Origin of the sequence: Pseudoalteromonas sp. S1727 (assembly GCF_005886375.1) — a bacterium.
Lineage (GTDB): Bacteria > Pseudomonadota > Gammaproteobacteria > Enterobacterales > Alteromonadaceae > Pseudoalteromonas > Pseudoalteromonas haloplanktis.
The window spans coordinates 71,106-93,106 of record NZ_PNDT01000009.1; the positions used below are offsets into that span (position 1 = coordinate 71,106).

Below are 22,001 nucleotides of genomic sequence, written 5' to 3' on the forward strand. Positions count from 1 at the left end.
TGCACCTATTATTTATGACGAGGAGAAGATACTTTTGAGCCAACCAGCGCAAAGTAAGTGATATATAAATAACAGCCTATTGGTAGTAACAGCGCTAACTGCACGCCAATACTGTCAGCGAGTACACCTTGTAGTAGTGGAATAATCGCACCACCAACAATCGCTAAGCAAAGAATACCTGACCCTTGTGAAGTGTATTTACCAAGCCCCTGTAACGCTAAGCTAAAAATAGTTGGGAACATGATTGAGTTACACAGACCGACCAATAAAAGCGCCCACATGGCAAATCCACCTTGGCCAGTCATTGCCATAACAATCAATACAATGGCAAGTAAGCCATGACATGCCAGCACTTTACCGGCATCAAATTTTTGCATCACTACTGCGCCAATAAAACGGCCTATCATCGCACCGGCAAAGTAATAACTAATGTAATGAGCCGCTTGCTGCTCGGTTAAACTGCTAATATGATCAAGCGTTAAAAAACCCACCAAGAAACTACCAATGGCAACCTCAGCCCCCACATAAACAAAGATACCTAATGCGCCAAACAGTAAATGACGGTATTGCCACACACTACCTAAATCAACAAATCCTTCAACCTGCTGACTTTGAACTTGAGAGTCACTTTCTTTACCTAATTTCGGCAATTTTAAAAATGCGAAGATAACCGCAAGCACCAATAGACTGGCTGACAGCATTAAATACGGGAGTTTCACTTGCTCTGCCGTTGCTTGACTCACTTCAGTTAAAATTAACCAACCACCAAAAATAGGCGCTATTGTAGTCCCTAATGAATTAAATGCTTGAGTCATGGTTAGGCGTGATGAGGCTGTTTTAGGCGACCCCAACACACTTACATATGGATTAGCTGATACTTGTAAAATAGTGATACCCGATGCTAATACAAACAACGCCAATAAAAATAATTCATAAACATGTGCCACTGCTGCAGGATAGAAAAGTGCACACCCTATAGCGGCAACCACAAGCCCGACGACAATACCAAACTGATAACCAATTTTACTAACCAACTTCCCCGCAGGGATCGACATTACAAAATAAGCCCCAAAAAAGCAGAACTGAACTAACATTGCTTGGGTATAATTTAGCGAAAACATACCTTTTAAATACGGGATCAAAATATCATTTAAGCAAGTAATAAATCCCCACATAAAAAATAGTGTGGTCAACGACGTTAAAGCAAACGTTTGCTTGCCCAATGGTTGCTGGCTATGTTCGTTCTCTGCCAAAGTGTGTGTGACATGTGCCATATTAAAATCTCTAATTGTTTTTAATTATCAGTTTATTACAACTACTAGCAGGTTCTTTTATTAAAACTATAAAAACAAAAAATAGTTGCAACATTAAATGTAAGCGCTTACATTTATAACATATAAATCGAATTTAGCAATTTATTTACAAAAAACTTGTAAGCGCTTACATTGAAAAGCTATGCTGTCTTCAAAATAAATATTAAGCGATTACGACTACCGAAAATTAAAAGGTGCACCTTGAGCGAATTTAAAACTATATCACTGCCCTCAAATTCCCCCATGCTAATGCCACAGTTCGTATTTGGCGTAGCAACGGCTTCATTTCAAATTGAAGGAGCACGTGATACCCGCTTACCTTGTATTTGGGATACTTTTTGCTCAAAACCTGGAGCAATTGCTGATAATAGCCATGGCGATATTGCCTGCGATCATGTCAATTTATGGCAACAAGATATTGAAATGATCGCAAACTTAGCCGTGGATGCATACCGACTCTCTATTTCATGGCCGCGCGTGCTGCATCAAGATGGTACAGTGAATGAACAAGGCATTAGTTTCTATCGTAATTTATTAACTGCATTAAAAGCACGAAATATTAAAACCTATGTCACTCTTTATCATTGGGATCTGCCACAACATTTAGAGGATCAAGGTGGTTGGCAAAACCGTGAGACCGCCTACGCTTTTGCAGCCTACACCGATGTAATTAGTAAAGAGCTCACCGGCTTGGTCGATTCATATGCCACTTTAAATGAACCATTTTGTAGTGCTTATTTAGGGTACGAAATAGGTGTTCATGCACCAGGTATCAAAAGTCAGCAAGCAGGACGTCAAGCTGCTCATCACTTACTATTAGCACACGGCCTTGCGATGCAAGTGTTACGCCAAAACTGTCCTGATACTGAAGCTGGGATTGTACTAAACTTTAGCCCGAGCTACCCACTGACATCAGCAGATCAAACAGCAGCAATGCTTGCCGATCAATATCATAACCAGTGGTACATCAAAGCAGTACTAGAAGGACAATACCCTGACTTGCTGAGCAAACTCAATATCAACGTACAGCCAGTAATTGCCCCTGGCGATATGGCTATAATTAGCCAGCCAATTGACTTTATTGGGGTTAATTACTATACCCGCATACATTATCGCAACACTGAAGATAACTGGTTTGCCGAGGCTAATATTGATAATGTGCCAGTCACGGATATGGGCTGGGAAGTTTATCCGCAAGGCTTAACTGAGTTATTGGTTTCGTTAAATGAGCAATACCAGTTACCCAAAGTCTATGTAACAGAAAATGGCGCGGCCATGGCAGATCACTTGCATGAAGGGCAAGTAGCTGATTTAGCAAGAGTAAGCTACTATCATACCCATCTTAATGCTGTTCATGACGCAATAATTCAAGGCGTTGATGTCAAAGGCTATTTTGCATGGAGCTTATTGGATAACTTTGAATGGGCGTACGGCTACGAAAAACGCTTTGGTTTGGTTTATGTTGACTATTCGAATCAGCAACGGATACTTAAAGAAAGCGCTAAACAATATCGCCGCTTACTGCAACAACGTAAAAAATAACAATAAAATTGAGTGCCAATTATGCTAACTAAAAAAGAAAAAATAGCCTATGGCTTAGGTGATACTGCCAGTAACATCATTTTTCAAACCGTAATGCTATTTTTGACTTTTTTCTATACTGATATTTTTGGCATATCGCCTGCTATAGTCGGCACTTTATTTTTAGTCGTGCGCATCATTGATGCAGTTACCGACCCATTAATGGGCGCACTCACAGATGCTACACGCACAAAATACGGCAGCTATCGCCCTTATCTATTATGGCTGGCAATCCCATTTGGGGTGATCAGTATTATTACCTTTACAACGCCAGATCTTAGTCCAAGCGGCAAAGTGATTTATGCATTTGTCACTTATACTTTACTGATGTTGGTCTACACCGCAATTAACATACCTTACTCAGCACTAGGTGGCGTGCTTAGCCGCGATCCTAATGAGCGCGTTTCAATTCAATCATATCGTTTTGTATTTGGCATGTTAGGTGGCTTACTCGTAAGTAGCTGTACGCTACCTTTAGTCAATTGGCTTGGTCATGGGGATAACGCCCTTGGTTACCAACTCACTATGGTCATAATGAGCTGTTTTGGCGTGATACTATTTTTAGTGTGCTTTCGATTTACCAAAGAGCGGGTAGTGGCACAGCAGCATAAAACCCTGACTCTTAAAGCACAAATGGCCACTTTATGGCAAAACGGGCCGTTTAAAATACTCTGTGCTGCCGCCCTAATGTTATTAACCAGTATGGTATTACGTACCACCTTAGCAATTTATTACGTAAAATATGTGCTCGGGGAAGGTGATTTAGTCACTCACTTTGTCACTCTCGGTATGATAGGCAATATCTTAGGCTGTGCCTGTGCGCAACCATTGAGTAAACGCATTGATAAAAAAACCGCTTATATCTATCTACAGTATATTTCTGCGGCTCTTAGCTGTGTTGCCTTTTGGTTACCTAGCGAGCAGCTTATTTTAGCCTTTGCAGTGTACTTTTTATGGTGTTTTTTCACTCAAATGGCAACTCCGCTGCTATGGGCAAAAATGGCCGACGCTATCGATTACGGACAATGGCAAAATGGTCACCGCCTAACCGGTCTTGTTTACGCGAGTGTGGTGTTTTTTATTAAACTCGGTTTAGCACTGGGTGGCGCGATTGCTGGCTGGTTATTAGCTTATTATGGTTACCAAGCAAATACTGAATTAACTGAGCTGACTAAAACTGGAATTTTAACCTCGTTTACTCTTTACCCTGCTATTGGCAGCGTACTTGTCGCTTTGATCATGACAAGGTATATTCTTGATAATAAAACTTTAAAACAGATAAATGACGATTTAGTAGCCCACAGTCAAAAGGAATAACATGGCCACCATTTATGAGGTGTCAAAACTTGCTGGCGTGTCATTAGCAACCGTCTCAAGAGTGATGAATAATAATGCAAATGTCAGCGATGCAACCCGTGAAAAAGTAACTCGTGCGATGACAGAGTTAGGTTATCGACCAAACTCCATAGCTCAATCGTTAGCATCAAATTGCTCAAATAGCGTGGGATTACTCGTTTCTGAGCTACAGGGTCCTTTTTATGGCCCTATGATGAGTGGGATAGAAACCGCGTTTCGTAAGCAGAGCAAACATGTGATCATCGCCGCAGGTCATAGTGATGAAGAGCGCGAACAACAGGCTATTGAATTTTTAATTAGTCGCAATTGCGATGGTTTAATTTTGCATGTTGAGGCTATTAGTGATGATTACCTAATAGAGCTTAGTAAAGGGAAAACCCCTTTTGTGCTAATCAATCGCTATATTGAAGAATTATCTTCACGTTGTATTATTTTAGACAACGTGAAAGGTGGTTACTTAGCTGCTAAATACGTCTTAGAGCAAGGCCATACTGATATTGCTTATATTAGTGGCCCATTGTGGAAAAAAGATGCCCAAGATCGCTTAGCTGGGCATAAGCAAGCCTTAGCTGAGTATAACCTGAACTTTAATGAGCAATTACTGTATCAAGGTGATTTCATGGAAGACAGCGGTGCTACAGGCTTTCAGCACTTACATAACAATGCGCCTCAATTTACTGCATTGATCTGCGCCAATGATGAAATGGCCACTGGTGCAATGGCCACAGCAAGAGAGTATAAAATTAAATTACCCGAACAATTATCGATTATGGGTTACGATAATGTGTTTTTTACTCGCCATATTTCCCCACCATTGAGCACTATAAATTACCCAATCAGTGCAATGGGTCGCATGGCTGCCGATTGGGTATTGAGCAATGTTTATCACAAAAACACGTCACCATTACAAACTTTATTTGAGCCGGAGTTAATCATCCGCCAATCAGTACTTGCTATCCCTCAATAAGTTGGGTTAACAATGCAAGATTAATTGGTTTTAATAAAACATGCTCAATATTGAGTTGTTCTAGTTGCAACGGTTCAGGCTGCATACCACTGACAATAACACGTGATAACTGAGGGTAATGCAGCTTGATATAAGCTGCTAACTCCAAGCCACTGCCATCCGGTAAATGCATATCTAATAAAACCTTATCAAAGTTGCTATCCGCTTTTAAGATGGCAACACAATGCTCATAACTGGTCGCAATACTTGTTTGTACGCCTAAGCTTTCGAGTAATAATTGGGTTATTTGCGCCGCATCGGCATCATCTTCAACTAATAAAAAACGCATTTTATTTTGCAAACTATCGAGTGCAGGCACAACCTCCTTGGTTTTTTGCGTGTTATTAGCTAAATAGGTTTGCAAGCACAAATACAATAAATTAGCGTCAACAGGCTTGCCTATTACATCATTAAACCCCAAGGCTGTAAGCTCATTATGAATGCCCTTCATCGTTGCGGCGGTAAGCGCAATAATAGCTCCCGTAAACCCAGCCTTTCTGAGCTCAATGGCGGTTTCTTTACCGCCCATCACCGGCATATGGATATCTAAATAAACTATATCGTATGGTTCACCTTGCTGCTGCGCTTTGGCTACTTTATCAAGTGCTTGCTTGCCGTGCTCGGCGTAATCAACTTTCGCTCCAGCAGAGGCAATCATATGCCCTACCAACACCCGCAAATCACGTAAATCGTCAACTACTAACACTCGACCTGTGACCTTACATGGTGCGGTTTTTTGCTGCATATTAGGGGTTAGATCCAACTTTAGTAAATGCCGTTCAACCGCTTGAATATTGCCGGGATATAAAGAAATAGTAAACTCAGAGCCCTTGCCTATTGCCGACTCCAAGGTTATACCGCCTTGCATGCGACTCAATAACTCAGAGCAAATAGCAAGCCCTAAACCAGCACCGCCAACAGAGCGCGATTCAACATCTGCTATTTGTTCAAATGGTTTAAATATCAACGCTTGTTTTTCTGGCGCAATGCCCAACCCTGAATCTTTAATACTAAAAAATAGCATTTCAGTACCATCAACAACTTTTGTCCACGCACGAACAATGATCTCACCTTGCTCAGTAAACTTAATTGCGTTGTTGATTATATTAATTAAAATTTGTCTAAACCGCGTCGCATCAATATTTACCACCAGCGGTAAAGGCTGTAATGATTCAAAACGCAGTGATAAGCCCTTATCAAGCGCAGACACTCGCATCAGAGTAAACACATCAGCCATAAGGCTATCAAGGTTCACATCACTGCAGCTGAGCTCTAATTTATCGGCGGCTATTTTTGATAAGTCGAGCACATCATTCAACAAGCTTAATAAGTGCTTACCATTTCGATAAATTACACCAAGCTCATTATTAGCATGGTCATTTAGGTCACTTTGCATGAGCAATTCGGTATAACCTAAAATGGAGGATAAAGGTGTGCGTAATTCATGACTCAAATGAGCTAAAAAGCGGTCTTTAGAGCGATTTTCGGCTTCCGCTTTCAACCGTTCGATACGCTCATCTTCAATGTCTCGCCGTGCTAATGCATAGCGAATTGAACGTGCAAAACGGCTACTGCTCATTTCATTTTTAACTAGGTAATCAACTGCGCCTGCATCCAATGCTGCAGAGTCAAGTTCATCATTTGACTGCCCAGTAAGCATAATAATTGGCCCAGTAAAGCCATTTTCGACCGCTTGTTTTAATACAACAAGGCCATCCGATGCGCCTAAACGGTAATCAAGCAGGCAGATATCATGTAAGTTTTGACTTAATAGCTGCACTGCCTGCTTGGGGTCACTGATCCACTCTATATCAAATGTATGGGAATTAAGCTGTTCAAGATAATCGCAGGTAAGTATGTAATCATCTTCATCGTCTTCAACCAATAGCAGCTTAGTTGCCTTATCTAACATAGTGTCTCCAGTGGTTACTTTCTAATCGTTATAGGTACTCGGTAATTCTACAAACTCAACCCAATACTTACCGAGTGTTTTCATCAGGTCAACAAGACCATCAAAGGTCACCGGTTTAGTGATATAAGAGGCGGCGCCCAGGTCATACCCTTTAACCATGTCTTCCTCTTGCTTTGAGGTCGTTAAAATCACCACCGGGATGCCTTTTAAGTTCGGGTTGGCTTTGATTGCTTGCAGTGCTTCTCGCCCATCCATGCGCGGCATATTTAAATCCAATAGAATTAAACTTGGTCGTGGTGATGAATCTCTGTCTTCAAACTTACCTTTACGTTCAAGGTACTCCAACAATTCCACACCATCTTCAACAAAGTGCAATTCATTAAGCACGCGGCTCTCTGTCAACGCATCTTGAGTTAATAAACGATCATCTTCATCATCATCAGCCATTAAAATGGTGATTGGCTTTACTTTAGTGAACGGCATTTAAGCCTCTCCTTGCAATGTGAAAAGTTCACTTTCCACAGGTAGTTTTATGATGAAGGTTGCCCCCTCACCCGTTTCGCTTTGAGCTGTAATAGTGCCGCCATGACGCTCTACAATTCGTCGACATACCGATAAACCTATACCGGTGCCTTTGTATTGTGAGCGTCCGTGTAAGCGCTGAAACGGCACAAAAATTTTGTCCGTATACTCAGCTGAAAACCCAATGCCATTGTCTTTGACTGTAATAACTTGCCATTCTACGTCGGTATTAAGATCTTCACTGAATTGCGTTTGATGTGCGTAATCTATATGAATGACAGGCGCTATTTCTGGCCGCCTAAATTTCACCGCGTTCGAAATTAAATTTAAAAACAGCTGCTCCATCTGACTTGGATCAGCTTGTATTACGGGCATTTGACCAACGTGAACTTGCGCATTTGATTCTTTAATCGCAATCTCCAAATCATTCAAGATTTCATCAAGTACTTTTTGTAAATCGGTATCGACAAAATCTTTGCCGCGGGTAGTCACTCGCGAGAATTCCAATAGGTCATTTATTAAGTTAGACATGCGTTGCGCTGCATTTTTCATTCGCGCTATATAATCAATGCCTTTTTCACCCAGCTCATCTTTGAACATGGTTTCTAAACGATCACTAAAGGCCTGAATCTTACGCAGTGGCTCTTGCAAATCATGACTTGCCACAAAGGCAAACTCTTCAAGTTCACGGTTAGAGCGACTCAATTCATCAGAATATAAAGTTAATTCCTGAGTACGCTCAGTCACTTTCGCCGCCAAAGTTTCATTCTGATACTCCAGCTCTTCACGGTATTTTGCTGAGGTGCGTAAGTTGATCCGTGTTAACACAAACATGCCAATAATTAATAACGCACTCGTCACTGCAGTAATCGCAAATGTGACTTTTGCCTCTTTTTTGATTTGTCCTAACTTTCTAAATTGAGCAAGTTTAAAGGCTGATTCAGCATCTTGAATTTCATCAGCAAGTAAGCGAATTTCCTCGTACAGCTTACGACCTTGGTGAGTCTCTAATAAGTAATGTGCACGACGCTCTTTATCCGCTAAAGCTAAATCGGCGGTTCTGGTTAAGATTGCCACTTTATCATCAACTAAAAACAATAAACGAGCGACTTTATCTGCTTGACCATCGATTTCGGTACGTAAGCCTTTAACTAACTTAGCTTGTGAGTTAAGTTGTAAAACAGCATCGTAATAAGGCGCTAAATACGCCTCATCACCGGTTAGTAAAAAGCCACGTTGCCCTGACTCAGCCTGCACAATAGAAAGGTGAAGCTTTTCAATGGCGGTATTTAGCATCCCAGTATCGTCTAAACGTTGTTGAGTTTGCGTAAGACTTTGAATAGTGTTCATGGCCAAAATAGCATTGCCAACGACAATACATAGCACTACAGCAATAAAGCTAGCCCAGACTACATTGGTTCTACCTTGTTGCTTTTTTTGCTTCATTTACTTTCCCTTAAAAACTGTTTATTCAGTGACATCTGAGTCCGCTATTTTTTGCAAGCTGTCACTGCACTGCTGGCAATTACTAATTATTTTATCTAATGCCGCTAACGCTTTATCTTTAGGCATATCGTTTTCAATTACCAATTTAATTAATTCTGCATTCATTGAGATACGGTTAAGTGGTGCTCGCGCATCATGAACGAGTTTATTTAACGGTTCGTTATTACTCATGTTTCTCCTGCCGAAATTATCTAACTATATTCGCCTATGCCACCGTATGCATTTAAGCGGTTATATAACGTTTTTGTACTGATCCCCAGCATTTGTGCCGCCAGAGTTTTATTGCCTTGTACTTTATCTAACGTGGCATGGATCAACTCTTTTTCAACTTCTTCAATCGTTTGTCCAGCACTGACTTGGTTGACTTGGGTACGCTTATTAATTCGAGAAAATGGCGACTCTAAGTTATCTGGCAGGGTAATAGCCTTACCTTTTGGATCGCTCATAATAAAAGCACGATGAATCGCGTGGCGCAGCTCTCGCACATTTCCCGGCCAATCATAGCTTTCAAGCAATTTTAACTGGCTGGCTTGCCACTGAAAATCAGTATTGTTTTCATCATTTAACTGCTCTAAAAATGCGCTAGCGAGTAGACTGATGTCTTCTTTTCGGTCTCGAAGTGGCGGAATATCAATAGGAAATACCGCTAAACGAAAGTAAATGTCTTCACGGATAATATTATTTTGCGCCAAGTCTTCCAGCGAACGGTTAGTCGCAGAAATAACTCGACAATCAACTGCGCTTTCTTTACTACCACCTACTCGAGTGACTTTTTTAGTTTCCAGCACACGCAGTAAATTCGGCTGCATATCAATAGGCATTTCGGTTACTTCATCTAAAAACAACGTACCGCCCATAGCTTGTTCAAATACGCCGTCTTTGCGGGCAATTGCGCCTGTAAATGCACCTTTTTCATGGCCGAACAACTCACTGCCTATTAGCTCTTTTGAAAGTGCGCCGCAGTTAGTTGCCACTAATGGGCCACTACAGGCACTGGCGTTATGAATCGCCTGTGCCACAACTTCTTTACCAGCACCACTTTCACCCATTAACATCACGTTAGCGCTGGTGTTTGCGACTCGCTCAATCATAGTGTAAAGCCGCTGCATTTGCGGTGACTCACCGATCAAGGTACCAAAATGTTTTTTAATACTCGGCGTTGTTTTTTTCTTAACGGCTACTTTTTTAGGATTTAAAACGCGTTCAATATCTTCACGTTGTAAAGGTTTAACTAAATGGCCAACATTTGGCTCACACATCTCAGCCAATTTACCTTTTACTGAAGGGTGGCCTGAAATAAGCGTTATTTTAGGTTTTTGACCTATACTCTTAAGGTGCTCAACTAAATGTAAGCCGCTGCCGTCTGGCAGCATAAAATCAAGGAAAACGTGGTCAAAGTGATTATTAACAAACCATTGCTCTGCTTCGGCTAAATTTGCCGCGGTGTTGATGTTATGCCCTAAAAACTCAACAATATGACAAACAACCTCACTAAACTCATTGTCATCATCAACTAAAAGTATGTTTAACATGAAAAATCCCTATGCTTTTATTATTACTGAGCCTAACACATTAATCCTTTTATGCTATAGGATTGATTCTTAACCCACAGTTTACGTACGAAAAAATTTTATTGATCACTTTTGCGTTATAATTCTTGAAAATATTTTACAGTTAGGAAAGCTATGCGCTTACTTAAGACTGCTATTCACCCCAGTGTTAATGCCAATGACCCTCGCCAGTTTACTCGCTTAACGGGGCGGGCAATAGCCCTAAATGGAACTGACATTTTATTAATGTACACCGCCCGTTATGAAGATTACAGCCTCCCTGGCGGGGGGATAGATGAAGGTGAAAGTATAGAACAAGGACTCATTCGCGAACTACAAGAAGAAACCGGCGCACAGAATATAAAAATACTTAACGAGTTTGGCCTTTATGAAGAATATCGCCCTTGGTATAAAGATGATTTTGCTGTGATCCATATAAAATCTTACTGCTATTATTGCAGCATTGATGAAAAATTAGGCCAAGCTCAATTAGAACATTATGAGCAACAAAATGGCATGACCGCAAAGTGGGTCAATATTTATGATGCCATTGCCCATAATGAGCGCACGCTGGCAAACAGTGATAAGCAAGGGCTGTCGATCATTCGTGAAACCTACTTATTAAAACAGATAGCCGAACAACTTAAGTAAGCACTGCGAAATTAAAAACATACCGCCCCCTGAAAAACAGCAGTTTAATTTAACCTAGCCAGTGGCGCCTTAATTTAAGTTAAGGCGCTATGACGAATTAATAATAACGATCACCTAATGGTCACATCGCTAAATTATGCATTATCTGGTGCTAACAGCTTAGTAATTTCAGCAGCGCTAAACGCATCTCTAACAATGTATTTTTGCCCACACCATAACGGCGAAAAATCACTTTTACCTTGTGCTTCAGATTTAGCGCGCAATGCACTTAGCGCAATACTGGCAAATGGAAATGCAGGAGCTTGCTGTGGCATAGTGCCAAGCTCGCGCATAATACGGTTTTCAATTCCACGCGCAGCGCGCCCTGAAAAAATCGTTGTCAGTGCAGTGCTATTCACTGGCTGCTGCAAAATAGCGTCGCGGTGCAGCGCTGATGTTGTTGCCTCTTGGCACAACAAATATGCACTGCCAACTTGTACCAAAGCAGCACCAAGTGAGTGCATTTGTTTGACATCCTCAACGATTGCAATACCACCGGCAGCAATTACAGCTATATTTAGCTCCCGCACACATTGCTCAACCAGCTTAGTCGTTGGCTGCTGTAAACTTAAGTCCATTGATAAAAAGTGCCCTCTGTGGCCGCCTGCTTCTAAACCTTGTGCTATAACAGCATCGGCCCCATTAGCTTCTAGCCACTTAGCTTCATCCACTGTTGTTGCTGTAGAAATAACTTTGCCACCCCAACTTTTAATTTGTTGCACAATTGCTGCAGCTGGTAAACCAAAATGAAAGCTCACTACTGGCGGTTTAAAAGGCGCAATCAGCGCGACAGTGTCTGCATCAATTGGCTGACGTGATGCCGTCATACCTAAGCTTGAATCATCTATACCCAGCTCAATAAAATAGGGCGCAAGCAATTGATGCCATTTTTGTTTTTGCGGTTGTGTGTAGCAGGCCGGTGTATGGCAAAAAAAGTTAAGGTTATAAGGTTTATTAGTTGCTTGGGTCAAAGCGGTGAGCTCACTCAATAATTGCTCTTTAGAGAGCATGGCACAGGGTAATGACCCTAAGCCACCAGCGTTACTCACTGCCGCCGCTAAACGAAAATCTTGCACCCCTGCCATTGGCGCTTGAATGAGTGGTTGTTGAGTATTAAATAAAGATAACGCCATAACTTTCTCCTTGTAACTTTTTCAGCCACCTGCACTTTTTACCGATACAAAAATAATAACTGAATAATAAAAACAATTTCAAAAAACAAAAATTGTTTTATAGCAACAACTTAAAACTGTGAAATCATTTACCGCAGAGTTGGTGTTAGCTTTGCACACTGCTTACTCAATACAAATTGTAAGGAGATAAATGATGACTAACACAGTAACTACGATTAATCCTGCTACTGAGCAAACTATTGCAGACTATACCTTGCTCGACCTAGCACAAGCAAAAAATGAGATAGATAAAAGTCACGAGGCATTTTTACAGTGGCGTATGACCTCGTTTACTGAGCGGGCTAAACATTTAAATCAGTTAGCCGTGATATTTGAGGAAAATAAACAGAGCATAGCTAAATTAATGACCGCAGAAATGGGCAAGGTTTACTCACAAGGCTTTCAGGAAGTTGAACTTTGCGCCGCTATCTGCCGTTATACTGCTGAAAATGGGCCTGCACAATTAGCGGATGAGCAACGCTCAATGGAAACGGGCCGCGCCATCATTTCTTACCAACCGATTGGGGTTTTACTCGGTATTCAGCCTTGGAATTTTCCGCTTTACCAAGTTGTACGTTATGCCGTGACTAACATTATGGCTGGTAATACCGCCGTACTTAAACACGCGGGTAATGTGTTTGGTATGGCTGAGAAAATAGAGCAGATGTTTGCTGATGCCGGTTTCCCAAGCCATGTATTTAAAAATTTACTCATTGATGGCAAAACAGCCAGTGAGCTGATCAGCCACCCAGCAATTCGTGGGATAACCTTTACTGGCAGTGACGGTACGGGTAAAAAAGTGGCCGAACAAGCAGGTAAACAGGTGAAAAAGACCGTTTTAGAGCTGGGTAGTAACGATGCTTACTTAGTGCTTGATGATGCTGATTTAGAATTGGCAATTAAAACTTGTGTGCAAGGTAGGATGATCAATAACGGTCAAACATGCGTTTCAGCAAAACGCTTCGTCGTCGTTGATTCTTTATATGATGAATTTAAAGCCGGTATTATTGAACAATTTAAGGGCCTAAAACTTGGTGATCCAATGGATGAAAATACCGACCTTGGGCCAATGGCACGTGAAGACTTAAGAGATAAGCTACACGATCAGGTACAAAAATCTATTAAAGCTGGTGCTAAAGTTGTTCTCGGTGGCGAAATCCCCACGCAAACAGGTTTTTACTATCCCGCTACCTTAATTGAAAATTTATCACCTGGCATGCCTGCTTATGATGATGAGCTATTTGGTCCTGTTGCTTCACTGATCAAAGCAAAAGATAACGAGGATGCGATGCGCATTGCCAACGACTCCCGCTATGGTTTAGGTGGCGGTATTTTCTCTAAAGATGAAAAACAAGCTGTTGAGCTGGCGAAAAAATACTTTGATACCGGGATGGTCAATATCAATGGTTACGGTCTTGCTCAGCCCAATTTACCTTTTGGTGGCGTTAAAGACAGCGGTTATGGCCGCGAGCATGGCGGTTTTGGTATCCGTGAATTCGTGAATATCAAAACCATAATGATCGCTGATAATAGCTAAGCAGTGGCTTTGTAAAAAGGGCCTTTATTGGCCCTTTTTAAAGGTTGGTACTTGACGCTTATCAACCCGATTCATTTTTAACTGCTCTGCTATTTCAGCCGTATCCTCATCTTTTTTTAACAATGATTGCTGCTCAGCATCTTCATATACTAACTCAGTTAACAAAGCAAAGTGATCAGAACCATATTTAGCTAGGCGCTTGATCCGCTTAACAGTAAACCCGGGACTGTGGAATAAGTGATCCAATGGCCAACGCATGAAAAAGTAATCAGCATGAAAAGTATTAAAAAATCCCCTCCCCTTACGAGGGTCTAAAAAGCCACTCAGTTTCATAAATAATTGTGTGGTACGTGACCATGCAACATCATTGAGATCCCCCGCAACGATAACTGGCCGAATAGGATCTTTAACGGCTTTGGCAACCATAATAAGCTCGCTATCTCGCGTTCGCGAAGTGTCTTTTTCTGTCGGACTTGGCGGCTCAGGATGAATAAAATGTCCTTGCATTTGCAAGCCATCAGCATTTTCAAACAATATATGAATAGACGGAATATCGTCTGAAACAAGTTCACATACCTGTGATTGGATTATTTTATACTTACTAAACACATGCATGCCATAGCGATTATCTTTCGGGCACGCTATACGATACGGGTAATCATTATGCAGCGCTGCGAGCTGATTTTGCCACCAAGTATCAGTTTCGAGTGTGACCAATAAATCCGGCTGATGCTGTTTTACTAAGCTGATCAATGCCTCACTATTATGATTAGACATCAACACATTCGCACTCATAATACGAATACTATGGGGAGCATGAGAGTGACTATTTTTTACTTCATGACGAGCAAACCAGCAATAAGGATAAATCCAATAACCTTGCAGTATTAGCACCAGCACGTTTGCAATTACCAGAACAATAAGTAGTGGTGAACTCATCACTAAAACAGCATAACTGGCGATTAGCAATAAATTAATAAGCGCACCATAACATACTTGCAAACGAATAAAGTCGCCGCCTCGAACCATATAATGCTGGCTATAAGAAAGTGGCAACAAGCTGGCGATAAGTAAGATGGTCGAAATAATGGCAAGTAAAATAAGCACTCTTCATTCCTTTTATTTTTTATACAGCTAGCATAACAGTTACGTATGAATCAGTAATGAAAAACAGAAAAAATACATATGTAATCATTAAATTACAAACTCATCGTACCTGATTGCATATTGAGCGTTCTAAAAATGTGCAAAGCAGTGTAAAATTTGCGCATCTAAAAAGGATTTATAAACTCGCTACGGAACCGCTTTGTTTCGTACTTTTTAGGTGCCTTCCACAATGCGCAATCATCGCTACTTTCTACAACATGGCTTTACTTTAGTCGAACTGATGATAGTTATCGCTATTTTAGGCATTTTATATCGCATCGCGATGCCAAACTACACTGAGCATATGCTTAAAAGTCGCCGTGCTAATATCCAACAAATCATGCTCCAAGGCAGTGCCAGCCTAGAAAGTCACTATAGTAGAAACGGTCGTTACCCTAACGAATTTGCCACACAAGATACTGAATACTATGAATTTAATTACAAATCAGATAATATAACTTTTGTACTAGAAGCTGTACCTAAAGGGGCACAAACGGCTGATAGTTGCGGTACTTTAATGATTAATCACAGTGGCCAGCAAACAGCTCAAACTGATAACTGTTGGAATGGCTAATGCGTGGTTTTACTTTACTGGAATTAATGATAGTGGTGGCTATTGTCAGTATTATGGCTGTACTTGCAGCGCCCAATTATATGGCGTTTATCAAACATGACCGTCTTGTCACCCATGCGAATCAATTACAGAGTGTCTATAAATACTCACGCAGTGAAGCTATTAAGCGTAACCAAACGGTGATATTACAAGCAAAACCCGAACACTGGCAGGCAAAGACTGATGTCGATGGCGTAACGACCATCTTGCAAGAATTTACGATTCAGCATGCGAGCATTACTATCGATTTGCCGACTTTAAGTGTCTCTGCAACAGGAGAGCTCAACCAAGCTTATCAAATCACAGTAACGGATCAGGATAGCAGTACCATTGATATGCAATTGTGTATTTTACCAAGTGGACAAAGCTGGCTTAGCGAACAACCGCAAGGTTGTGCTTAATGAGAAACTCAAAAGGCTTTACCCTAATAACAGTATTAATACTCACCTCAATGGCAACTTTAGTAGTGTTAAGCTCACTACGTGACACTATTATTCAAGAGCGCCTCAGCGGGAATTATCAAAAGCAGCTTAATGCCCGTTTAATGGCTGAAAAAGGTGTATACGCCAGTATGCAGCAACTCAACCAACAACTACTCAATGATCCAACACAAAACTTAGCTGATTTAGTCAATCAAAATGCGTCTATCAATGGTATTGGTACACTGGATGCAACCGCTTTTAATGCCAATTTAACCGTGAATAACGATGGCGAATTAGTGATTTCTAGCACGGGTAATCGCTTTGAAGGCGAAGCTAATTTAGAAGCAATTTTTGAATTTGTACAAACACCCGGCAGTACTGGCAGTTCACCATTCTCACCGGGGATCACCGGGTGTTCAGGTATAAGTTTAAGTGGTAGCGGGAAAATTGACAGTTATGATTCTTCACTCGGCGATTACAACGCCACTCTAAGTGACGGTAGCCAAAATTACAGCGAACAAGCTTTTGTACAAACTTTAGATGGCGATAGCACCATTGTTTTATCAGGTAATGGGAAAATTTTTGGTGATGTGATTGCATCCAACAGCATCAAACTTACTGGCTCTGCAGATATCAGTGGTAACGTGCATTCAAATGGCTATTTAAGCTTACCAAGCAATAGCAAAATTGGTGGCAATGTAACCGCGTATCTCTATTACAGCCAACAAAGTGGCAGCGTCGGTGGCAACATTCAAGCAAATGGTGATATTTCCCTAAAACAAACCTATGTCGCAGGTAATATTACTTCGGGCGCTAACATTGCAATTACAGGTAACACAATTGATGGAAAAGTTCTTAGCCAAGGCGATACCACGCTTAACCAACCGACTATTTTAGGAGGAGTGCAAAGTCACGGTAATTACAGCCAAAAAGGGGGGACAGTCAGTGGTGGAGTAAAAGTCTTAGGCAATGTCGCACTTACCCAATGGGGCAGTACTATCAGCAGTGATGATTTACGTTATCTTGGTAATGGTAGTTTTACAGGCGATACACCAGAGTATTACCTCGCCCCATATAAAACTTCACCACCACTGGTAATTGATACTATTTCACCAGTGAAGAAAATAGACTTTACTGAAAATGGAGCTGCTAGCGGCACTACAAGTTGCGACCCTCTGGGTATCAACAACGCGATTAATGACTTAGATGATCCATTAAATAATTACCAAGATTTGTTCATTAGTGGCTCTGGCAAAGGTGATCATCTGCAACTTTTCACCAGTAAAGCAGAGTTTCTAGTTGATAATGCAAGTACACCTGATAGTGATATAACAGCAAAATCAACGCGTTTTTTAGATAAGCCAACGGATATTATGTATTTTGATAATATCAGTATCAAAGGTCATTTATCTGTAAAAGAAAACCACCACGCCACCTTATTTGTACAAGGTGACTTTACCATGAGTGGTGCCAGCTCACTGACAATCCCTGAGCAAAGTAGTTTAACGATTATAGTTCTAGGCAAGTTTAATATTGGTGCTGGTACCCAAGTCTATACTCCGACAAATGGCATTACGGCACTAGGGAAACCGGTATTTAGCATATACAGTAACTATTCGGGCAATGACACTGGTGTTAGCTTTTCAGGCGGCACTGAGCAAGCTTACGCAGTTATATACGCACCATTAAGCCATGTTGAAATAACTTCTTCGGTTGGCTTTAAGGGCTCTGTGCTAGGTAATACGGTTAATGTATCTGGTGCTGGCGGCATCCACTACGATACCGCACTTGCTGATGTAAGCGCAGGTGATGGCAGTACTTCAAGCTCAAGCAGCCACTTGGTATTTAAAGGCTGGCGCTATGCGGTAGAGGAAAATAAAGAATAGCAAATAGTTAACTCTAAATCCCCTCTTCCAACATGGCACTTAATACCGGCTCAAAATTGATAAAATCTCCCGTGTATCATGCACCAAATGAATGATGGTATCGTCGATTTCAATGGTAATACGACCATCACGGTCTATCGGTTTGATAACTCGACCATGACGATAAATGTCATCATCTAATCTATCGCCTTTATGGTATTTTTTTTGCCAACCCGGTGGTAATTGCCCGCCATTATCCACTTTCTTTTGCAGCCCAGGCGGTAAGCTCACTTTGCCTTTATTTTTATCTTTGTCATGGTTATCATTTTTTGCAAATACTACACTGCTGCAAAGTACTAACCCTAGCAAAGCAATTGATGTTAGTGTTTTCATCATTTACTCCTTATCTAATTGCTTAAAGAGTAGCAATAGTTCATAAATTCACCATGAAGTTAACTACCCTATCAATGTTTAATGATGACGAGTCACAATCGAAAGGATCTCTCGGGTATCGTGAACTAAATGGATAAGTTGATCATCAACTTCCAATAAAACTAAACCTTTGCGCTCATGACGCTCTATAACTCGCCCATGGCGGTAAATATCTCGTTCAAGGCGATCACCACGGCGGTACTTTTTGTACCACCCCGGCGGCAAACCATGTCCGTAGCCTACTTTTTTATATAAACCCGGCGGCAGCTTTTTATAATATGCTGATTTATGGTGCGTTTTATAATATTTTTTATGATGTTTCTTACTGTGTTTTTTATGCTCATGACGATGTTCATAACGGTCATGTTCACGCTCGTGCTTAGCACTTGCAGCAAAGGGTAATAAACTCAAGCCTAGTAAAGCCAAAGACAATGGCGTTAAGTTGTTCATAGTTACGTCCAAAATAATCTGTGTGAATAACTAAAGCCTAACAAATCAGCCTTAATCGTAAGTTAACCATAATGTAAATATTGTAAAGACAGTAAGCACTCACATAATCATTCCATTTAGACTGCAACAATAAAACCATCGGCTAAATATAAAGAAATAAAAGCGTGACAGTCCCCTTTGAACTGCTTAAAATATCATCTCTTATCTTATTGGAGTTTGCGCATTAATGAATAACTAACACCTGTTGAAATTCGTTTTATTTTTTGAATTTACAGGGTTAGTGGGCGCAAAATTCGTCATATTTCGACCTATCACAATATAATATTATTCTTTGCGCGCCATGCCCTGCACACTCCAGAGGCATTATGCAGTTATTACACATTCATAATTTAAGCTATCAACACGCTGATGGCCATGTACAATTTAAACAACTTAATTTTGCTGTCAGTGAAAAACTCACTGCAATTATCGGTGCCAACGGCACAGGTAAATCGTTGCTGGCACAAATACTCGCAAAACAACTTGCAGTCACCACTGGCAATGTTGAATTTAACGGCTCTGTTTTACTCGTTTCGCAGCAACAACTAACTGCACAACACCTTGAAGAAACGTCAGGTTCTATAGCCCACCAGCTCGGAATTGCACAAAAACTCGCGGCACTTGCGCGCATAGAGCAAGGTAGTTGTCTTGAGACTGATTTTAATCTTGTAAACGATGATTGGCTTTGCGCGCAATACTATCAACAACAACTATTAACCTTGGCTATTGATGCACCATTGACTCAACGCGTGGGAAGTTTAAGTGGCGGTCAGCAACGGCGCTTAACACTTTATTGCGCTTTGCAAGCAGCGCCTGATTTGCTGATTCTAGATGAGCCCACAAATCATTTAGATCATGCTGCAAAGCAGTGGTTAATAGCACAGCTACACGCATTTCAAGGGCATATTATTGTTGTTAGCCACGACCGCGAACTACTCAACCAATGCAATGCAATCATTGAGCTAAACAACCAAGGTGCGACTTACGAAACCGGTAATTACCAGCATTACAGTGAGCAAAAAGCGTTGCAACAAAATGCCCTAGCCAAAAGAATTAATCACCTAGAAAAGGAGCAAAAAAAGCAGCAACTCCAGATGCAACAAAACCGCGAAAAAGCTCAGCAACGGGCGGCACAAGGTAATAAAAATCGCAGCACAGCAAGTCAACCTAAAGTCATGCTAGATTTTAAGAAAAACAGCGCCCAAGCTAGCAAAGGCGCTAGCGAACGTTTAGCCTCAGCTAAGTTAGATTCTTTAGCCAAAAAGCAACAAACCCTGAAACAGCACCTGCCAGATAATATTGAACGAAAGTTAAAATTCAGCCAACCCTCCAGCAATAAACGCTTACTGTTTATTGATAAGCTTTGCTTACCCTATGGTTGCAGTAAAAATCCTGTGACCTTACAAATTAACAGTGGCGATAAATTACGTATTGCAGGGCCAAATGGCTCAGGTAAATCAACGCTTCTAAGGATGATTAGTGAATCCACAAAGTCATGCCTATCAGCGGCAATTCAATTAAACAGTAAGGTGCTTTATATTGACCAACATTGCTCTTTTTTAACCGCTACTGACAACTTAGAAAAGGCGCTAGAGCTACACTGCGAGCTTAAGCCGCAAACAATTCGACATTTACTGGCGAATATTGGCTTTAAGGGCGATGATATATATCGGCAAATACACCAGCTCAGCGGCGGAGAGAAAATGCAATTAGCCATGCTAATTGCCGCACAACATGCCGCGGACTATTTACTACTACTCGATGAGCCCGATAATCATTTGGACTTAGCGAACAAGCAACACCTTGCGCAAAACCTCGCTAATTTTACTGGCAGTTTTATATTAGTAAGCCACGATGAAGCATTTGTTCAACAATCTAGTTTAACAGCCCAAATTACCTTAAAGTAACGGCGAGAGAACTTTTTCCTTGATTAAGGTTCAAACTCATCGGATCACTTAATTATAAAAAGGAATAATATGAAAACTCTGCAATTAGTTTTGGTGATAATAATTACTGCATTAGCTGGCTGTAGCACTATGCTCAGCCAAAATGCCAATCAAAAAACGCGCTCAAGTAGTCTTGTGGATTTTTTATACCCAGATGAGCAAAGCCGTCAAGCCCATCAACCAAGCGTACCTACGCTCAATTTACCAGCCACTGTCGGTATTGCATTTATTCCGAATCAATATGACTCAGGCATTCGCAGTAACGACGAAATAGCCTTGCTTGAGAAAGTAAAAAAACAGTTTATGCAATACGACTATATTGACCGTATCGAGGTTATCCCAAGCAGTTATTTAAAAGGAGGCCAAGGATTTACTACCCTTGAGCAAGTATCTAGATTGTATGATGTTGATATTATGGCACTGGTATCTTATGACCAAGTTGCGCAAACACTCGAAAATAATGCCGCATTCTTATACTTAACAATTGTTGGGTTATACGTTATTCCTGGCAACGAAAATACCGTACAGACTTTTGTTGATACTGCTGTTTTTGATGTGCGAAGTAAAAAAATGCTGTTTCGAGCGCCAGGGATTAACAAAGTAGAGCAACGTAGTACAGCCATCGGTATTGACGACACCTTAAACGAAAAGTCACAAAACAGCTTTAGCTTAGCTGTTGATGACATGATCACAAACTTAGATGCAGAGCTTGGCTCATTTAAAACCCGGGTTAAAGAAGACAAAATAGCCAATGTAAATCATAAAGACGGTAGCAGTGGTGGTAGCTTATTTGGCTTGCTGATGCTTTTAGCGGTCGTGTTAATCTTAAAACAAAACCAGCAAAAAGCGAAACTACGCTCTGCTTAATTTTAAGCTAACGCTTTAGAATTCCTAAAAAAGGTTATATCCTGCCCTTTTGAAATAGCTTAGATAAAGGGCTTTC

At 41.0% G+C, this 22,001-nt stretch carries 20 protein-coding genes; 10 read left to right on the forward strand and 10 right to left on the reverse strand.

Annotation, left to right across the window (positions count from 1 at the left end; genetic code table 11):
• Window positions 1-8: 8 nt before the first annotated feature.
• Window positions 9-1,274 (reverse strand): sugar MFS transporter, encoded by a 1,266-nt coding sequence (locus CWB85_RS02505; RefSeq protein ID WP_138554013.1) that lies wholly within the window; start codon window positions 1,272-1,274, stop codon window positions 9-11.
• Between the two features lie 282 nt (window positions 1,275-1,556).
• Between CWB85_RS02505 and CWB85_RS02510 the strand changes: the two genes are divergently transcribed.
• Genes CWB85_RS02510 through CWB85_RS02520 form a run of 3 tightly spaced genes read left to right on the forward strand, consistent with a single transcriptional unit; the run spans window position 1,557 to window position 5,217 of the window.
• On the forward strand, window positions 1,557-2,855 hold the full coding sequence (locus tag CWB85_RS02510; RefSeq protein ID WP_016708123.1) for a GH1 family beta-glucosidase: 1,299 nt from the start codon (window positions 1,557-1,559) through the stop codon (window positions 2,853-2,855).
• A 21-nt stretch (window positions 2,856-2,876) separates the two neighbouring features.
• Window positions 2,877-4,211 carry a glycoside-pentoside-hexuronide (GPH):cation symporter gene (locus CWB85_RS02515; RefSeq protein ID WP_138554014.1) on the forward strand — a complete coding sequence of 445 codons (1,335 nt, stop codon included), beginning with the start codon at window positions 2,877-2,879 and terminating at the stop codon, window positions 4,209-4,211.
• A 1-nt stretch (window position 4,212) separates the two neighbouring features.
• On the forward strand, window positions 4,213-5,217 hold the full coding sequence (locus tag CWB85_RS02520) for a LacI family DNA-binding transcriptional regulator (RefSeq protein ID WP_016708125.1): 1,005 nt from the start codon (window positions 4,213-4,215) through the stop codon (window positions 5,215-5,217).
• On the opposite strand, the gene CWB85_RS02525 is transcribed toward CWB85_RS02520, so the two are convergent.
• Genes CWB85_RS02525 through CWB85_RS02545 form a run of 5 tightly spaced genes read right to left on the reverse strand, consistent with a single transcriptional unit; the run spans window position 5,204 to window position 10,728 of the window.
• Window positions 5,204-7,168 (reverse strand): response regulator, encoded by a 1,965-nt coding sequence (locus tag CWB85_RS02525; protein WP_138554015.1) that lies wholly within the window; start codon window positions 7,166-7,168, stop codon window positions 5,204-5,206. The two genes, CWB85_RS02520 and CWB85_RS02525, sit on opposite strands and share 14 nt — an antisense overlap.
• Before the next feature lie 21 nt (window positions 7,169-7,189).
• The gene (locus tag CWB85_RS02530; protein WP_016708127.1) at window positions 7,190-7,651 is read right to left on the reverse strand and encodes a response regulator; all 462 of its coding nucleotides are present in this window, start codon (window positions 7,649-7,651) and stop codon (window positions 7,190-7,192) included.
• Complete coding sequence (locus tag CWB85_RS02535) at window positions 7,652-9,136, reverse strand: sensor histidine kinase (protein WP_016708128.1); 1,485 nt, start codon at window positions 9,134-9,136, stop codon at window positions 7,652-7,654. It lies immediately after the preceding gene.
• Window positions 9,137-9,157: 21 nt separating this feature from the next.
• Entirely contained in the window at window positions 9,158-9,367 is a 210-nt protein-coding gene (locus CWB85_RS02540; protein WP_016708129.1) for a hypothetical protein, read from the reverse strand.
• Window positions 9,368-9,387: 20 nt separating this feature from the next.
• A complete protein-coding gene (locus tag CWB85_RS02545; RefSeq protein ID WP_016708130.1) occupies window positions 9,388-10,728 on the reverse strand; it encodes a sigma-54-dependent transcriptional regulator in 1,341 nt (446 codons plus the stop codon).
• Between the two features lie 153 nt (window positions 10,729-10,881).
• On the opposite strand from CWB85_RS02545, the gene CWB85_RS02550 reads away from it, so the two are divergent.
• Window positions 10,882-11,397: an NUDIX hydrolase gene (locus CWB85_RS02550; protein ID WP_138554016.1), complete on the forward strand. Its 516-nt coding sequence runs from the start codon at window positions 10,882-10,884 to the stop codon at window positions 11,395-11,397.
• A 134-nt stretch (window positions 11,398-11,531) separates the two neighbouring features.
• Here CWB85_RS02550 and CWB85_RS02555 read toward each other — a convergent pair whose 3' ends face one another.
• Window positions 11,532-12,569, reverse strand: a complete 1,038-nt coding sequence (locus CWB85_RS02555) for an NAD(P)H-dependent flavin oxidoreductase (RefSeq protein ID WP_138554017.1) — start codon at window positions 12,567-12,569, stop codon at window positions 11,532-11,534.
• Window positions 12,570-12,762: 193 nt separating this feature from the next.
• Here CWB85_RS02555 and CWB85_RS02560 point away from each other — a divergent pair, with 193 nt between their 5' ends.
• Window positions 12,763-14,145: an NAD-dependent succinate-semialdehyde dehydrogenase gene (locus tag CWB85_RS02560; RefSeq protein ID WP_016708133.1), complete on the forward strand. Its 1,383-nt coding sequence runs from the start codon at window positions 12,763-12,765 to the stop codon at window positions 14,143-14,145.
• A gap of 24 nt (window positions 14,146-14,169) precedes the next feature.
• Here CWB85_RS02560 and CWB85_RS02565 read toward each other — a convergent pair whose 3' ends face one another.
• Window positions 14,170-15,252 carry an endonuclease/exonuclease/phosphatase family protein gene (locus CWB85_RS02565; RefSeq protein ID WP_138554018.1) on the reverse strand — a complete coding sequence of 361 codons (1,083 nt, stop codon included), beginning with the start codon at window positions 15,250-15,252 and terminating at the stop codon, window positions 14,170-14,172.
• A gap of 229 nt (window positions 15,253-15,481) precedes the next feature.
• Between CWB85_RS02565 and CWB85_RS02570 the strand changes: the two genes are divergently transcribed.
• From CWB85_RS02570 to CWB85_RS02580, 3 genes are read left to right on the forward strand one after another with little or no spacing between them, the layout of a single operon-like run.
• Window positions 15,482-15,865, forward strand: a complete 384-nt coding sequence (locus tag CWB85_RS02570) for a type IV pilin protein (RefSeq protein WP_138554019.1) — start codon at window positions 15,482-15,484, stop codon at window positions 15,863-15,865.
• A complete protein-coding gene (locus CWB85_RS02575; protein WP_138554020.1) occupies window positions 15,865-16,305 on the forward strand; it encodes a GspH/FimT family pseudopilin in 441 nt (146 codons plus the stop codon). Before CWB85_RS02570 ends, CWB85_RS02575 begins: the two co-directional genes overlap by 1 nt.
• Window positions 16,305-18,212, forward strand: coding sequence for a DUF7305 domain-containing protein (locus CWB85_RS02580; RefSeq protein WP_138554021.1), 1,908 nt, complete (start codon window positions 16,305-16,307; stop codon window positions 18,210-18,212). Before CWB85_RS02575 ends, CWB85_RS02580 begins: the two co-directional genes overlap by 1 nt.
• 39 nt (window positions 18,213-18,251) lie before the next feature.
• On the opposite strand, the gene CWB85_RS02585 is transcribed toward CWB85_RS02580, so the two are convergent.
• Entirely contained in the window at window positions 18,252-18,587 is a 336-nt protein-coding gene (locus CWB85_RS02585; protein ID WP_308700767.1) for a hypothetical protein, read from the reverse strand.
• Window positions 18,588-18,662: 75 nt separating this feature from the next.
• Window positions 18,663-19,073 (reverse strand): hypothetical protein, encoded by a 411-nt coding sequence (locus CWB85_RS02590; RefSeq protein WP_016708139.1) that lies wholly within the window; start codon window positions 19,071-19,073, stop codon window positions 18,663-18,665.
• A gap of 365 nt (window positions 19,074-19,438) precedes the next feature.
• On the opposite strand from CWB85_RS02590, the gene CWB85_RS02595 reads away from it, so the two are divergent.
• Together CWB85_RS02595 and rhlP are read left to right on the forward strand one after the other, a co-directional pair.
• Window positions 19,439-21,019 (forward strand): ATP-binding cassette domain-containing protein, encoded by a 1,581-nt coding sequence (locus CWB85_RS02595; protein ID WP_138554022.1) that lies wholly within the window; start codon window positions 19,439-19,441, stop codon window positions 21,017-21,019.
• A 69-nt stretch (window positions 21,020-21,088) separates the two neighbouring features.
• Window positions 21,089-21,925, forward strand: coding sequence for a rhombotarget lipoprotein (gene rhlP / locus CWB85_RS02600; protein ID WP_016708141.1), 837 nt, complete (start codon window positions 21,089-21,091; stop codon window positions 21,923-21,925).
• Window positions 21,926-22,001 lie beyond the last annotated feature (76 nt).

What these genes read in the sequence shown, in the direction of transcription:
- CWB85_RS02575 (WP_138554020.1), top strand. Translation starts at nt 15,865, where the DNA reads ATGCGTGGTTTTACTTTACTGGAATTAATGATAGTGGTGGCTATTGTC.
- CWB85_RS02525 (WP_138554015.1), bottom strand. Translation starts at nt 7,168, where the DNA reads ATGTTAGATAAGGCAACTAAGCTGCTATTGGTTGAAGACGATGAAGAT.
- CWB85_RS02570 (WP_138554019.1), top strand. Translation starts at nt 15,482, where the DNA reads ATGCGCAATCATCGCTACTTTCTACAACATGGCTTTACTTTAGTCGAA.
- CWB85_RS02595 (WP_138554022.1), top strand. Translation starts at nt 19,439, where the DNA reads ATGCAGTTATTACACATTCATAATTTAAGCTATCAACACGCTGATGGC.
- rhlP (WP_016708141.1), top strand. Translation starts at nt 21,089, where the DNA reads ATGAAAACTCTGCAATTAGTTTTGGTGATAATAATTACTGCATTAGCT.
- CWB85_RS02580 (WP_138554021.1), top strand. Translation starts at nt 16,305, where the DNA reads ATGAGAAACTCAAAAGGCTTTACCCTAATAACAGTATTAATACTCACC.
- CWB85_RS02515 (WP_138554014.1), top strand. Translation starts at nt 2,877, where the DNA reads ATGCTAACTAAAAAAGAAAAAATAGCCTATGGCTTAGGTGATACTGCC.
- CWB85_RS02505 (WP_138554013.1), bottom strand. Translation starts at nt 1,274, where the DNA reads ATGGCACATGTCACACACACTTTGGCAGAGAACGAACATAGCCAGCAA.
- CWB85_RS02510 (WP_016708123.1), top strand. Translation starts at nt 1,557, where the DNA reads ATGCTAATGCCACAGTTCGTATTTGGCGTAGCAACGGCTTCATTTCAA.
- CWB85_RS02560 (WP_016708133.1), top strand. Translation starts at nt 12,763, where the DNA reads ATGACTAACACAGTAACTACGATTAATCCTGCTACTGAGCAAACTATT.
- CWB85_RS02530 (WP_016708127.1), bottom strand. Translation starts at nt 7,651, where the DNA reads ATGCCGTTCACTAAAGTAAAGCCAATCACCATTTTAATGGCTGATGAT.
- CWB85_RS02540 (WP_016708129.1), bottom strand. Translation starts at nt 9,367, where the DNA reads ATGAGTAATAACGAACCGTTAAATAAACTCGTTCATGATGCGCGAGCA.
- CWB85_RS02550 (WP_138554016.1), top strand. Translation starts at nt 10,882, where the DNA reads ATGCGCTTACTTAAGACTGCTATTCACCCCAGTGTTAATGCCAATGAC.
- CWB85_RS02585 (WP_308700767.1), bottom strand. Translation starts at nt 18,587, where the DNA reads ATGATGAAAACACTAACATCAATTGCTTTGCTAGGGTTAGTACTTTGC.
- CWB85_RS02545 (WP_016708130.1), bottom strand. Translation starts at nt 10,728, where the DNA reads ATGTTAAACATACTTTTAGTTGATGATGACAATGAGTTTAGTGAGGTT.
- CWB85_RS02520 (WP_016708125.1), top strand. Translation starts at nt 4,213, where the DNA reads ATGGCCACCATTTATGAGGTGTCAAAACTTGCTGGCGTGTCATTAGCA.
- CWB85_RS02535 (WP_016708128.1), bottom strand. Translation starts at nt 9,136, where the DNA reads ATGAAGCAAAAAAAGCAACAAGGTAGAACCAATGTAGTCTGGGCTAGC.
- CWB85_RS02555 (WP_138554017.1), bottom strand. Translation starts at nt 12,569, where the DNA reads ATGGCGTTATCTTTATTTAATACTCAACAACCACTCATTCAAGCGCCA.
- CWB85_RS02590 (WP_016708139.1), bottom strand. Translation starts at nt 19,073, where the DNA reads ATGAACAACTTAACGCCATTGTCTTTGGCTTTACTAGGCTTGAGTTTA.